The 14,319-nt window shown below is 40.7% G+C and carries 10 protein-coding genes; 4 read left to right on the forward strand and 6 right to left on the reverse strand.

All coding sequences use genetic code 11. The features are described from left to right. The coding region (locus tag F565_RS22635) for a transposase (RefSeq protein ID WP_020212430.1) at positions 1-175 on the forward strand (175 nt) is incomplete at its 5' end. A gap of 129 nt (positions 176-304) precedes the next feature. Here F565_RS22635 and F565_RS0106680 read toward each other — a convergent pair. Together F565_RS0106680 and F565_RS0106685 are read right to left on the reverse strand one after the other, a co-directional pair. Continuing rightward, a complete protein-coding gene (locus F565_RS0106680) occupies positions 305-2,080 on the reverse strand; it encodes a RagB/SusD family nutrient uptake outer membrane protein (protein ID WP_020212431.1) in 1,776 nt (591 codons plus the stop codon). Positions 2,081-2,084: 4 nt separating this feature from the next. Then, positions 2,085-5,147 carry a SusC/RagA family TonB-linked outer membrane protein gene (locus F565_RS0106685; protein ID WP_026299924.1) on the reverse strand — a complete coding sequence of 1,021 codons (3,063 nt, stop codon included), beginning with the start codon at positions 5,145-5,147 and terminating at the stop codon, positions 2,085-2,087. Positions 5,148-5,628: 481 nt separating this feature from the next. On the opposite strand from F565_RS0106685, the gene F565_RS0106690 reads away from it, so the two are divergent. Further along, positions 5,629-6,711 carry a phosphatidylinositol-specific phospholipase C1-like protein gene (locus F565_RS0106690; RefSeq protein WP_020212434.1) on the forward strand — a complete coding sequence of 361 codons (1,083 nt, stop codon included), beginning with the start codon at positions 5,629-5,631 and terminating at the stop codon, positions 6,709-6,711. Positions 6,712-6,813: 102 nt separating this feature from the next. On the opposite strand, the gene F565_RS0106695 is transcribed toward F565_RS0106690, so the two are convergent. Continuing rightward, on the reverse strand, positions 6,814-8,658 hold the full coding sequence (locus F565_RS0106695) for a metallophosphoesterase family protein (RefSeq protein WP_020212435.1): 1,845 nt from the start codon (positions 8,656-8,658) through the stop codon (positions 6,814-6,816). Positions 8,659-8,733: 75 nt separating this feature from the next. Further along, positions 8,734-10,419, reverse strand: a complete 1,686-nt coding sequence (locus tag F565_RS0106700) for a GH39 family glycosyl hydrolase (RefSeq protein WP_020212436.1) — start codon at positions 10,417-10,419, stop codon at positions 8,734-8,736. A gap of 190 nt (positions 10,420-10,609) precedes the next feature. Between F565_RS0106700 and F565_RS0106705 the strand changes: the two genes are divergently transcribed. Together F565_RS0106705 and F565_RS0106710 are read left to right on the forward strand one after the other, a co-directional pair. Beyond that, on the forward strand, positions 10,610-11,329 hold the full coding sequence (locus F565_RS0106705; RefSeq protein ID WP_020212437.1) for an NUDIX hydrolase: 720 nt from the start codon (positions 10,610-10,612) through the stop codon (positions 11,327-11,329). A gap of 23 nt (positions 11,330-11,352) precedes the next feature. Next, positions 11,353-12,555, forward strand: a complete 1,203-nt coding sequence (locus tag F565_RS0106710; RefSeq protein WP_020212438.1) for a glycoside hydrolase family 88 protein — start codon at positions 11,353-11,355, stop codon at positions 12,553-12,555. Between the two features lie 262 nt (positions 12,556-12,817). Here the strand turns inward: F565_RS0106710 and F565_RS0106715 are convergent, their stop codons facing one another. Next, complete coding sequence (locus tag F565_RS0106715; RefSeq protein WP_020212439.1) at positions 12,818-13,924, reverse strand: NADH:flavin oxidoreductase; 1,107 nt, start codon at positions 13,922-13,924, stop codon at positions 12,818-12,820. 17 nt (positions 13,925-13,941) lie between these two features. Next, positions 13,942-14,241: an ArsR/SmtB family transcription factor gene (locus F565_RS0106720; RefSeq protein WP_020212440.1), complete on the reverse strand. Its 300-nt coding sequence runs from the start codon at positions 14,239-14,241 to the stop codon at positions 13,942-13,944. Between the last annotated feature and the right edge of the window lie 78 nt (positions 14,242-14,319).

The raw sequence follows: 14,319 nt of genomic DNA on the forward strand, positions 1-14,319 counted from the left end.
CGAAAAAGGGTTACAAAAAAGAAAACAGCGCTCTGCCGATGTAGAACCTGTGTTCGCACATCTCAAACACAATAACAATTTTAAGAGGTTTACTTTAAAAGGACTTGAAAAAGTAGAATTAGAGTTCGGATTAATGGCCTTAGCACACAATCTGAGAAAGAAAATAGCGGCGTAAGCCACTTGAAAAATATCCTGACCTGAAAAATATAATAGCCTAATATAATAATGCTAAAAATGAAAAAACCGCCTCAATTGAATATTGAGACGGCTTCGTGTAGTATATTTAGTTGTATGCTATTGTTAGTTAATATCCAAAGTTCTGGGTAAACGTTCTGTTTACATCCATTACCCTTTGCGGGATAGGGAATACCCTCATGAAGGGCTGAGATGCCGGTTTAGCCGATGTAGGCCTTGCAGCATCAAACTTGCCAAAGCGTACCATTTGTGGCCTTCTCCACATTTCCCAGTACATTTCAAAACCTATTTCGCGGAAAAGGATATCCATATCTATAGATGTTATTGCAGTACCCGGTACATTGCCATAAAGCGATTCACGTGTTCTCGCTGTACGCAGCAGGTTAATATCTGCAAGGGCGGCACCGTTGTTACCTTTACGAAGGTAAGCTTCTGCCCTCATTGTATAAATACCACCTAAGCGGTAAAGTGGGATGTCTACATTACTTGCGCCATTACCTGCCTGAGGGTCAAATTCAAACTTAAAGCAACGTGTACCACGGTTAATCTGGTTTTGTGCAAATACAGCCTGTGTAGGATTGTCAAAGTTTAGTTCTGGTGTAAAGTCCATAGGTGTAGTGGCGCTTTTTTCGCATACAAGAGAAGATACTTTTACCCTTCCATCAGATGTCAATTCAAATGCACCTGTAGAGGTTAACTTAGGCCCGTATTGCTGCCCTGCCTGTATACCGCGGTTAAAATGGAACCAGGGCTGGTTAACTCCAGATATAGAGCCTGTTACAAAAGGTACGCTAACATCGGTACCATCGTTCATAAACCAGGTACCATCTGCATACTGGTATTTGCGGCTAAAACGCGGGTCGTTATGATGGCCTTCCCAGCTTGCATAAAACTCCGGCGTAAGGCAAGATGCATTAGTACCCCTGTTAGTAGGCGAACATCTTTGATTACGCTCCATAGAGTTGTAAGCAAGGTCGTTACTACCGTTATGCAGGTTGTCTATTTTTTGCGTGATAGCAAAAATAAGTTCTGTTGCACCATTGTTGTTTATAGAAAAATTATCAAAATAATTGCTTGCAAGTGTAAACCTGCCAGAATCTATAAGAAGGCTTGTGTAATAAATTACCCTGTCCATATCGCTACCGCCGCCGCTTACTGCTGCTTCGCTAAAGTTAAAGCTCGATGTAGCATTATAACGGTCTTTAAACACGGCGCGGTTAAGGTACATTGTAGAAAGTAATGCATAAGCAGCCTCTTTTGTAAACCTGCCATTGTGGGTACGTTCCAGTCCCATGTTAGCAAGGTTTGGTAAAACAGTTTCTACATCTGTAATAAGTTTGTCTATTCCGTCGGCAGACTGCAGTATCTGTATCGGAGCCCCGGTTACAAGAGGGTCGCGGTAAGGCGCCTGTCCGTAAAGATCAATTGTATGGTAGGTATAAAAAGCAAGCATACCTTTTGCCTCGGCAAGCAACAATTCTTTTTGCTCGTCGTTACCATCGGTTATCGTTTTAATAGCTACTAAAGAGCGGGTAATACCATTGGTAATACGGCTATAGTTATCTGTAATAACAGCATTATCCGGTGCCCATGTAAACTCGTGCATAGCGCGCCATTTACCACCGTCACCCCAGTCAGATCCGCGTGTAGGCAGTATACTTACATCACTTGTGTGTTCCTGCATGGCAAGCATACCACCGGCATTAGTAAAGGTATCCTCGCCTAAACGATCGTATACAGCTGCCAGTGCATTGATAGAGCTTGATGGCTGCCCTACTAAAACTTCATCAAGTACATCCTCATTAAGGGTAGTACATCCTGCTAAGACTACAGTAAGGCAGGCAGTAATTATAATTTTACTGTTAAATATTGTTTTTAATTTCATAGCGTTATATTTTAAATGTTGCACCAATTATAAAAGTTCTTGCTGTTGGGTAGCTTCCATAATCAATACCAAGAGACTGGTTACCGTTAGTAGCCTTGTTGCTGTTAATTAACGGATCGAAACCTGAATAATTAGTAATTGTAAAAAGGTTTTGTCCTGTAATGTATAGGTTTAAACTTTGCATCCAGGCAAGGCTCGGGTGTTTAAAAGTATATCCTATACGGGCACTGTTAAGCCTTATAAAATCTGATTTTTCAAGATATAATGATGAAAGCTGAGGCGCGTTCGATTGATTTGCGCCCGAGTCATAATAATCAGAAAGTGTATTCCTGTCAGAAGCAAGGTTGTTAATGTTAAGGGCATTAAGGCCTGTATTGTTTAATAAGTAACCACCAGTCTGGCCAATGATAGAGAATGAAAAATCAAAATCCTTATAGCGCATGTTGCTGTTTAGGCCATACGTAAACTTAGGTATAGCACCTTCAAATATTTTACGGTCGCTATCGTTAATCACGCCATCATTATTCTGGTCCTTGAATATTTCTTTACCATCAGCATCAAAACCTATATGTTCTTTTAGGTAAAAAGATCCTGCTGCATAACCACTTTTGTAAATATTACCTGTTACACCAGACTGTCCCGGTCCAGATATAGTACCCGATAAAATTTGCGATACAGGAAGGCCTTTAATTTCATTTTTAAGAGTAGCTCCGTTTACATCTAAATCCCAAGTAAAGTCTTCGGTATTTACAATTTTAGAGCCTAACATAAACTCAAGGCCGCTGTTAACAATTTTACCGTCCATATTTGTCCAAACATTATCTGTAGAGCTTAATACCGGAGCGGGGATGAAAAGAATAGCATCGGTAGTAGTTTTATTAAAATAATCAACACTACCATACAGTTTATCAGCCCACAGGTTAAAATCAACCCCCACATTGTATTGCGATACTACTTCCCATTTAAGGTCGGGATTAGCAGTTCGCGAGTATGTTACACCATTTACCAAACCTAATTCATCATACAGGTAATAACCGTCTGCGGCAGTTAAGGAGTAGCTCGTCTGCGTAACTTTATTTTGTACTTCCTGGTTACCAGTCTGGCCCCAGCTTGCACGAAGTTTAAGGTTATTAACGACATTTGACCCTTTAAGGAAACTCTCTTCAGAAATATTCCATCCTGCAGCTGCCGACGGGAAGTAACCGTATTTATTATTTTCGCCAAAACGTGTAGAACCGTCTGCCCTTAGCGATGCCGTTAAAAGATATTTGCCATCAAAAGCATAATTAACCCTGCCAAAGTAAGACTGCAGCTCGTTGATTTGAGCAAAGCCCGTTACACCCATTTGTACACCTTTATAGCCGGGGTTAATAGATGGTTTAATGCCTTCGCCCTTTACACCTATCTGGTCTACAATAAAGCTTGTACCGCCTGTTTCAAATTTTTGGTAAGAAAAACCTCCTAAAGCATCAAGCTTGTGTTTGCCTGTCAGGAAGTCGTACGTTAAGTAATGCTCTATTAAAGTATTTTTAGAGTCTGTATTGCCCTGTACATAACGGCCGGTCGTACTACGGTCGGTAAGGTTACGGTAAATTGTTGTATTCCTCTCTGCAACAGACCTGTCTATACCTAAATTTAATTTATATTCAAGCCCTTTCAGTATCCTGAAAGATGTTTCCATGTTGCCCAATATACGTGTTGTACGGGTTACATCTTCATAAATGCTTAACAGGTATGCCGGGTTGTAATGGGCATTCATGTTAAAGTTAGTATAGTTTCCATCTGCATCAAATACAGATCGGGTAGGGTTTGCCATAAGTGTATGGATGATCAACTGTCCGTCAGACCCACCATCATCACTTGTTGGTACACCGTCATCTTTGGTTTCACTGGCAGTAAGGTTAACTTTAACCTTTAAACGCTTATCATCTAAAAACGATTCGGATGCGTTTATCCTTCCTGTAGTACGCCTAAAATTACTGTTGTTAACAATACCCTCCTGGTCCATTTGCGCTACAGATACGTAGTAGTTACCACTATCTGTACCTTTCGAGTACGAGAATGAGTTGTTTTTTGTTACGGCATTTCTAAAAATTACATCCTGCCAGTCGGTATTGCCACCGTGGTCAAAAGCAGGATCTGATATAGCTTTACGGTACTCATCTGCGCTAAGCACATCAAGCTTGTTCATTATTTTAGAAAAGCCTAAATAAGAATCTACCGTAAAGCTCGCTTTGCCCTTAGCACCTCTTTTAGTTGTAACAATTACAACACCATTAGAGCCCCTTGCACCATATATGGCTGCCGCCGAAGCATCTTTTAATACCGATATCGACTCGATATCGCTGGTATTTAAAAAGTTTAACGGGTTTTTTGCTGCAGAGCTACCGAAGCCTACGTTTGCACCTGTAGGGCTTACACCGTCGTTAGTTAATGGCACACCATCTACCACAAATAAAGGTGTACTGCCACTACGTATAGAGCCTACCCCACGAATGTTTACATTTATACCTGCTCCGGGCTCACCACTGGTAGGCGTAACACGTACACCGGCAATTTTACCTTGCAATAATTGATCTGTAGAGATGTTTACACCCTGCCTAAACTGGCTCTCGCTAATCTGGCTAACAGCTCCTGTAACGTCTTTTTTAGCCTGTTTACCATAGCCCACTACAAGTACCTCATTAAGTTCAGAGGCATCGGGTACCATTTTTACATTTATATCGGCACCTGTAACGGTTACAACCTGTGTTTTGTAACCTATATATACAATATTAAGGGTAGCTCCGTTTGCTGCTGCAATTTCAAAGTTACCATCTATATCTGTGGCAGCGGTAATACTTGTACCGGCTACCATAACAGTTGCCCCCGGTAACGGCAGGCCGGCTTCGTCAGTAATTTTACCTTTTACGGTTTGTTGTATGGCAGTAGCTAATAAAGTTTCACGATTAATGTTTACTTTTAGCTCTCCGGGCATTATATTGCTGTATCCTGCTGTAAAAGACAGTACAGCGGGCACTATAAAACAAGCGCTTTTAAAATTTATAAAGGTATTTTTAAAATACATTGAGATTAAGTTATTGGTTAACGATGCTTAATTTGTAGCCGTAGTTGTTAGTAGCAACTGCGGTTTTTTTGTTTGTGTGTTTTAGTTTTTTGTAGTTAAGGTTTTACCATAGACATTAGTTTATTTTGATTTAGTTATGTGGTTTTGGTGTATACTTAATCTTATTGTTGGTACTGAATTTTGAGGTCTTAAAAAACAGTTAATTATTGTCTGCGAAATAAAGAAATGAAATACCAATACGGTTTTCCTCAAGGTTATCTTTAAATTAAGCGAAAGGCATAAAAAAGTAGCAAAATAGCGGTTTGTGTTACTTTAGTTTTAAAATAAGGTAACACTATAACGTTTACAAATGGCTAAAAACAGAGTGTGGTTTACATAGAATTGATACTGTAGCAATGTTTTGTTTTTTTACGGCTAACATAGCCGTAACATAATGAAGGTACTTTTGTGCTTATACTTAAAATGTTACCTATTTATACTTATGAAACCAATTGTTACAGCACTTACCCTTTTAATTTCGGGGGTATCTTTTTTTAATGCCCATGCTCAGGACGACAATCTTAAACTAAACCAGATACAGGTTATAGGGTCGCACAACAGTTATAAAAAGGCTATAGAGCCGGCTTTGTATAAAGCAATATCTGCTAAAGACACTGCTAACCAGCTTAGCGGGTTACAGTATGAGCATATTGATATTATCAAACAGCTTGATATGGGGCTTCGCAATCTTGAAATTGACATTAATGCCGATAGTAAAGGTGGTAAATATGCCCACCCTAAGGGACTTGACTTGGCTAAACCGGAGCAGCCTTATGACCCCGATGGGGTAATGAACAAACCGGGCTTTAAGGTTTTTCATGTTACCGATATTGACTTCAGGACATCAAGCTATACTTTTGAAGACCTGCTTCAAAAATTAAAAACATGGAGCGATGCACACCCCGGCCATATTCCTGTATTTATAACACTGGAGCCTAAAGATGGCGATGCAAACCGCTTTGGCACCGTGCCGGAAATGTTTACGCCTAAATTATTTGATGAGGTTGATGCTGTAATACGTAAAAACCTTGGAGCTAATAAACTTATTACGCCCGATATGGTACGTGGTAACTATAAAACCCTTGAAGAAGCTGTTTTAAAAGGAAACTGGCCTACACTTAAAGAGGCAAAAGGCAAATTCTTTTTTATACTTGATAACAGCGACAAAAAGCGCGACCTGTACATGCAGGGGCATCCGTCGTTAAAAGGGCGCGTGGTTTTTGTAAATGCAAAGCCGGGAACTCCGGAGGCAGCAGCAATGTTTCGTAATAACTCTGAAGATGCCACAATACCTGATCTTGTTAAGAAAGGATATATAATACGTACCCGTGCCGACTCTGATACTAAAGAGGCCCGTGCCAATGATTACACCCACTTTGAAGCAGCAAAAAAATCAGGAGCACAGATTATTACAACAGATTATTATATGCCCAGTAAATTTTTTAACTCGCCATACCACATCAAATTTGATGAAGGGGGCTATGTTAGGGTTAACCCCCTTATAGGCGTAGTTAAGAAAAAGTAGTTTTGTTTTTCTGGGTTATATAGTGCTGCGGTATCATGCGAATGGTGCCGCAGTTTTTTTTACAAATTTCGAAAAATAAAGTAACGCCGCATGATAGAAAACCTACTTCCCTAAATCCTTTACCTTTCCTGTTTTAAGGTCTACACTAAAATGATCAGCCGGATCACCATTTAAAAACTTATGCAGTATAGTAAAGAACAAGCCAAGATTTTTTTGCGTAATATTCTCAGGATTTACACTATGCTGTGCTGCAAAACTTTTAGCTAAAAACTCACATTGCTTAATACGTTCTTTGCTAATATCTGCAAGAGCTAATTGGTCGGCACTGCGAATGCGGTAAAAATCGGTAACCAGGTCAAGGCCGGTCCATTTTTTAAAATCGTTTGGCTTTAAGTTGCTTTTAGATAATTGCTTATTGATAGCTTTTTTATTTCCGCCTGCTAAAATCAATAAATCTTCACCCGAAGCGTTCAACATAAAATCTTTAAATGCTACAGGCCAGTCATCCGGCAGAAAGCGCAGGCGCACCAGCTCCTTTAAATGAAAATCAGTAAACTCATGGTAGCTTTTGGTATTCAATATCTCTTTGTTCCAAATGTCTTTTGCATTCTGGCTTTTTAAAAAATCATATTCCATTTCATAAAGAGGAAACAGCGCATCAAAGTTCGGTACATTATCAATGGTCACGGTTTCAACTTCCAGTACGTTATCAGGTTTAATAGTAAGCAGTTTATATGCCGGAATGTAGGCTGCTAATGATGGTGTTTGTACGTTTACCAGCGTGTTACCTATAGTGCTGGTTCGGGTACCGGTGTCGTTAATGTGCATATGCCCGCCAAAATGTATTTGTATACCGGCATCGGCAAAGGTTTGGGCAACAGCTTCAACAGGCACGCGATCCAGCTGCCACTTACCTTTTCCCATTAGGCTTTCAATTTCGGGCGAAGCATCATCGTTAAACTCTACCATAGGGTAGTGGCTAAAAGCAACGAGTGTTTTACCAAGCCTTTTAGCATCGGCGGCAACTTTTTGCACCCACGCAATAAGATGTTTTTTATTGGTAATAACATTGTTATAACCCAAATCGGCACCACGGTAGTTTTTTGGATCGGCAGCATTGCCATTGTTTTTTGGCAAGTATACATTTCCGTCTATAGCCAATAGCCAAAGCCCCTCTACAGGTTCGGTAACATAACTCACATCTGGTACAGTATACCCTGGTGCAACATCGTAAATGCGATGCTCCAGTCCTGATTGATCCACGGCTTTTTTAAAACTATAATCGTCAGGTGTGTAAGTGCTAAAAGGTGTTGCCCAGTATTTATTTTCCTTTTTTGGGAAGAACCCAAAATCATGCAGGTATTCTGTAATACCCGTGTATCCCATTTTTGCAATATCTGGCGTAACTATAACTGGCAGTTCTTTAGAAGCGTCAGGGTTATACATCCCTTCCTTACTAAAGATGGGTCGGCGTTTACCACCTTCGCCTAAAAAATCGTCCTTACCGGCTTCCTGTGCAAATGGCCCCACCGGGTCATGGTTACCGGTGGTTATAAAAAATTGTATGTTATATTTTGTGCTGTACTCGTTAAGTATGCGCTGTAAGCCGCGTAGGTGCACAGGCTGGCCATCATCGCTGTAATCGCCGGGAAGGGCTACGTAATGTATACCACGTTTTGCAATATCATCTAAGGCTGCTATAAAAGCAAAGTAGTTTTCGTTAAATATCCGGGTGCTGTGCAACTGTGCATCCATGCTGCGTAGCAGGGTGGGTTTACCATCTTTTGGGTTTATTACACCCTTGTAATCAGTGCCAGATAAAGTGCCGTATAAGTCCTGTAAATGCACATCGGCAAGAAAGGCTACCTGTATATTTTCTTTTTTAACCTGTGCCTGTAAGGTTGCAGTTATGCTTAGAACAGCAAAAAAAAATGCCCTAAAAATCATGATAAATTTTTAGGGCAAAAATCGGTAATATTATATTAACGTAATGTTACCATAGCCAAATAATATAACAATATGCTACCAGTCCAGTTTTACCAGTGCTACTGCCTGGCGTTTTAGCTGTAGCGGCACAGTTGTTTTACCACCTGCTATTTTTATTTTTTTTGTAGAAATACATTTTAGCTTACCGGCTTTCTCCATAGTGTCTATTTGCTGCTGGGTAGGTTTTTGTGGCGAACCCATTTTTTTCCATACTTCATACGAGTTGCTGTTATCCTGATCTATAAGGTAAATATTTAGTGTAACCTCTTTAATCGGAATGTTTTCAAGCATTACATTTACGGTTTCGGCCGCGCCCTGCCTGTCTTCGTCATGGTAATTCCAAACCATGACGGCTGCCGATTTAGTATCCTTGCTTGCCAGTGCCCCAATATCCGACTTTTCGCCACGCACGCTCGATTTTAAAACCGTTTCCAGCGGGTACATCCTGTCGCTTACCACAGCTACCCTTTTGCCGCCCATCATGCCAAACATCCTGAAAACGTTAAGCACCGGTTTATCTACACCATTTGTAGCAAGGTCGCGAAAGCCGTAAAACCACGGCTGGTCTTCAAACTCAAAAGACCACGACACGGCTCCTAAAAAGTTTACTTTAGTTTCATCTTCAAGTTGGTATTTACGTGCAAAGCTTGCTGCAGTATAGCTTGAATATAATGTACCATTCCTGTAAGCATTTTCAGGATTGGTGGCCATACCACAGGCTGCACAGCCCTCCGGGTCAGATTCGCCAATTATAATGGGCAAATTTTTCGTTTCGGGGTAGGAAGCCGTTATTTTAAAACCTGTCTGTATATCATTAAGTTGCGGTGCCATATCCATAAATACAGTACCGTCTTTAAGCTTAGGCCAGCCCTTGGCATGAAACAGTATGGCTTCCAGCGGAGAGCCTTTTTTACCGGTGGCATAATTAGTGCCGCTTATGCAGTGTTTTATAAAATTATTAGTCCAGTCCTGTGCTTCTTTGCCACGGGTGCCGGCAATATTAAGCCCGCCTATTTTTGCAGTAGGCAACGCCTTTTTAAGCCCGTCGGCGGCATAATCGTATAGTTTAAAGAAATCTTCCTGAGTACCTTTCCAGTAGTGCCCGTTAGGTTCGTTCCATACTTCCCAGTACCAGCTTTCCACTTCCTTTTTACCATAGCGGGCTACACAGTGCTTAACCCATTCGTATACCAGGTCGCGCCATTTGTTGTAATCTTTAGGCGGATAGGCCCATCCGGTAATAATATCGGTATACGGGTCACCGGGTTTCCAGTAGTGGCGGTACGGCTGTGGGTGCGACGATAAAGCCTCGGGCATAAACCCTATTTGTGCAAGGGGTTTCATCCCCCTGGATACATAAGTGTCAAAAATGCTGTCTACAATTTTCCAGTTATAAACAGGTTTTCCGGCAGCATCTTCGGTATACATATTGGTCGATCCCCATTTTAGGGCAGCAACACCGTCTCCGGTAACCATAAGGCTGTGGGTACGCACAAATACAGGGACTTTGCTCAATTCGGCAATTTCGGTAAGCAGTTTTTTACCGTCTTTCATATAAGTATAGTTGGGCTCGTCATAGCCAAACCATGCCCAAACGGGTTTCATGGGTGCAATTTCTTTACTAAGGTCTACCGTTATGGCAGCGTTGTTTTGAGCATTTACAGTTACTAATTGCAATAATAGCGCAATGAGTATGGCAATGTTTTTTAAAGGCTTGTGCATAGTTGTTATTGTTGGTATTAACAAAGTTGCTAAAAATAATTGTGATTATTACACTTATTTTCAGAAAATAATATTTATCTAAAAATAATAAGCTATATTTTTTGCCTATATACAAATAGGGATATTTTTATTAGCTTCAGGCTTCTGATAAATTTTTCATATATTCGTTTCATCTTACAAATAAGGGGGCATGCTAAAGAAATTTATAGATAAGGAGTCGGGCAAAAAGGTTGAAAGCACAGTAATGAACGCTATAACTATAGACTGTGTGATATTTGGGTTTGACCAGGGTAGCCTTGAAGTGTTGCTTGTGCAGCATGGTGAGGGTATACGTAAAGGCGAGTGGGGATTACCCGGTGGCTGGATAAAAGAAACAGAGAGTATAGACAATGCCGCCCACAGGCTTTTAGGCGAATTAACCGGGCTTGACGATATTTACCTGGAACAGCTTAAAGCTTTTGGCGACCCGGAACGTTTCCCATTAGGGCGCGTTATAACGATAGGTTATTATGCGCTTGTAAAAAGAGAAGATTACAATATTAAGGCAGGATCTACCGCAGCTGATGCTAAGTGGTATAAAATAGCAGATATACCTAACCTTATTTATGACCATAACGAAATATTACAATACAGCCTTGCCAACCTGCGCACGCGTATAAAAGTTACCCCTATAGGCTTTAACCTGTTGCCCGAAAAATTCACGCTTTTTGAACTGATGAAACTTTATGAAGAAATTCTTGGGGTAGAGATGGATAAATCTAATTTCAGGCGTAAAATATTACACATGAAATTGTTGCAGCAGCTTGATGAAAAACAAAAAGATGTGTCGCACCGTGCGGCAAAACTATACATTTTTGATCAGGCCATTTACGAAAAACTGACTAAAAAAGGCTTTAATTTCGAATTTTAAAGTGTTGCAAAGCATCTTATATAATGAAAAAACACCATTACTTATTTTTTCTTGCCGCCTGCATTGCAGCTTCGTGCAGCTCTAAAAAAGATGCCGGATTTACTGCTAAAATAGACAACACGCTAAAGGCATCTGCAAACCAGTATGAATATTTAGGCACCAGAAATCCTGATGGGCGTTTTCCTAAAAGCTACCATGTAAAAAATGATTCTCTCGAAACCAGCGACTCTGGCTGGTGGTGCAGTGGTTTTTATCCCGGTACCTTACTGTATCTTAATGAGGCGAATGCCAACCAGGCACTTAAAAAATTAGCAGATAAATCATTAGCCGATTTAAAAAAAGAACAGTTTAATAAAACTACGCACGATCTTGGCTTTATGATGTATTGCAGCTATGGCAATGCCGAGCGTTTGCGGCCTAATGCAGATTATAAATTAGTGCTCATGAATAGTGCAAAGTCGTTAGCTACGCGATATAACGCTGTTGCCAAATGCATACAGTCCTGGGATAGTGCGCCGTGGAACCATGCCACTAAAGACGAAATGCCTGTTATTATAGATAACATGATGAATCTTGAATTGCTTTTTTGGGCATCTAAACACAGCGGTGATAAAACATTTTACGATATAGCGGTAAACCATGCCAATACTACCATGAAAAACCATTTCAGGCCAGATTATAGTTCGTATCACGAGGTGGTCTATGATAAAAATACCGGTGCTGTTGTAAGGCAGATAACCAACCAGGGAGCAGCAGATGCATCTGCATGGGCGAGGGGACAGGCATGGGGGCTATACGGCTATGTGGTTATGTACCGAGAAACAAAAGACAGGAAATATTTAGAGCAAGCACAAAACATAGCCGGTTTTATATTAAACCATCCTAACCTTCCGGCAGATAAAATACCCTACTGGGATTTTAATGCGCCGGGCATCCCCAATGCTTTGAGGGATTCTTCGGCGGCAGCCATAATGGCCTCGGCGCTGATAGAGTTAGGATCGTATTCTGATAAGGAGCTTTCAAAAAAATATTATGCAGATGCCAATACCATGCTTACAAGCCTGATGGCTCCGGAATATTTTGCTGCGCCCAATACTAATGGTGGTTTTTTATTAAAGCACGGAGTGGGCAATATGCCTAACAAAACAGAGGTTGATACCCCGCTTAGTTATGGCGATTATTATTTTATTGAAGCCTTAATGCGTTACAAACAAGCAGGGTTGTAACTAATGTAATTTCTTCAATATTGTCGAAATAATAGATACAGCTTTGTGTACTTTCAACTTTAGTTGGCTTTCATGGTCTCCTTTGCGATTTATTTGCAACTAATGGCTTAGTGTTCTTTGTGGTAAAAATATTTGATTTACAGAAAGTTACTAAGAACACGAGGCTGTAAACAACAACGATAACTATAATTTAATCCTATATAAAAAAACGGACAGTACTTTTAAAAGTAACTGTCCGTTTTCAGGATATATAAACAAAAAATTATTCTAATACCAGTTCGGCTAACGCTTCTTTGCTAAAGCCTTTTAGTTTATCGGTTTCGCCTTTTCTTATTTTAGAAACCCAGTTAGGGTCGCTTAGTAATGGCCTGCCTACACCCACAAGGTCGAAATCGCCCCGGTCGAAACGGCGGTTAAGTTCTTCTAACGATGTTGGCTGAGAAGTTTCTCCTGCAAAAGCGCCAAAGAAATCGCCGCTAAGCCCTACAGAACCTACAGTTATAGTTGCAGCACCCGTTATTTTCTTGGCCCATCCTGCAAAGTTAAGGTCAGAGCCTTCAAACTCCGGCTCCCAAAAACGGCGTTGCGAACAATGTAAAATATCGGCACCGGCATCTACAAGCGGGTTAAGCCATGCTTCCATTTCCTGCGGATTTACGGCCAGCTTATAATCATAAGCCGATGGTTTAAATTGCGACAGCCTAATGATGATCGCGAAATCTTCGCCTACCTGCCTGCGCACTTCTTTAATTACATCTGTGCCAAAACGTGTACGTTCTGCAAGGGTTTTACCACCGTAAACATCAGTACGTTCGTTTGTGCCTTCCCAAAAAAACTGGTCAATAAGGTAGCCGTGCGCCCCGTGAATTTCCACGGTGTCAAAGCCTGCTTTTTTTGCATCTGCGGCAGCTTTGCCGTAAGCTAAAATGGCATCTTCAATATCTTTAGTGGTCATTGTGCTGCCATTAGTATTCCCCGGGCGGTTTAATCCTGACGGGCCTTCGAAAGGTACAGGTGGCACCCAACCGGAATGGTGGTTATCCATAATACCCATGTGCCATATTTGCGGACCCATTTGCCCACCGGCAGCATGAACGCCATCAATAACTTTTTTCCACCCTGCCAATGCTTTTTCACCATAAAAATGAGGAACATTACCATCATTAGAAGACGATGGGCGGTCTATAACTGTACCTTCAGATAATATTAATCCCACCTCGCCTTCGGCTCTTTTTTCATAATAAGCAGCTACTTCATCAGTAGGGATGCCGTTTGGCGAAAAAGAGCGCGTCATTGGCGCCATTACAATACGGTTTTTTATATCTAATGATTTCAGCTTAAAGGGCTGAAACAAACTATCTGTGCTCATTCTTTACTCTATTAAAATTATATATTCGATTTAATTATTTTACTAAGTTTGGCAAAAGCCTCTTCATTGCGTTTATAATACGTCCATTGTCCCACACGTGTAGATTGTACAAAACCCGCACGTTGCAGTATAGACAGATATTCGGACACTGTAGATTGTGTAAGTGCAGCCTTAGCCTGTATCTGTCCTACGCAAACACCGTTTTCATACCCGGCATGTTCCTGGTCAGGAAAGTTTTGCGCAGGTTCTTTTAACCACTCTAATATTTGCAGCCTGGTTTTGTTAGATAACGCCTTAAAAATATCAACCTGTTCCATAATGCAAAGATATATCGGGTTTTCCCGATATTTAGATATTTAACAATGTTTTTTTTAATCAATTTAAAATATTGAATC

The organism is Flavobacterium rivuli WB 3.3-2 = DSM 21788 (assembly GCF_000378485.1).
GTDB lineage: Bacteria > Bacteroidota > Bacteroidia > Flavobacteriales > Flavobacteriaceae > Flavobacterium > Flavobacterium rivuli.

Excerpts from the sequence above, each read along its gene's own strand:
- F565_RS0106715 (WP_020212439.1), bottom strand. The coding sequence starts at position 13,924 with ATGAGCACAGATAGTTTGTTTCAGCCCTTTAAGCTGAAATCATTAGAT.
- F565_RS0106700 (WP_020212436.1), bottom strand. The coding sequence starts at position 10,419 with ATGCACAAGCCTTTAAAAAACATTGCCATACTCATTGCGCTATTATTG.
- F565_RS0106690 (WP_020212434.1), top strand. The coding sequence starts at position 5,629 with ATGAAACCAATTGTTACAGCACTTACCCTTTTAATTTCGGGGGTATCT.
- F565_RS0106695 (WP_020212435.1), bottom strand. The coding sequence starts at position 8,658 with ATGATTTTTAGGGCATTTTTTTTTGCTGTTCTAAGCATAACTGCAACC.
- F565_RS0106705 (WP_020212437.1), top strand. The coding sequence starts at position 10,610 with ATGCTAAAGAAATTTATAGATAAGGAGTCGGGCAAAAAGGTTGAAAGC.
- F565_RS0106685 (WP_026299924.1), bottom strand. The coding sequence starts at position 5,147 with ATGTATTTTAAAAATACCTTTATAAATTTTAAAAGCGCTTGTTTTATA.
- F565_RS0106710 (WP_020212438.1), top strand. The coding sequence starts at position 11,353 with ATGAAAAAACACCATTACTTATTTTTTCTTGCCGCCTGCATTGCAGCT.
- F565_RS0106720 (WP_020212440.1), bottom strand. The coding sequence starts at position 14,241 with ATGGAACAGGTTGATATTTTTAAGGCGTTATCTAACAAAACCAGGCTG.
- F565_RS0106680 (WP_020212431.1), bottom strand. The coding sequence starts at position 2,080 with ATGAAATTAAAAACAATATTTAACAGTAAAATTATAATTACTGCCTGC.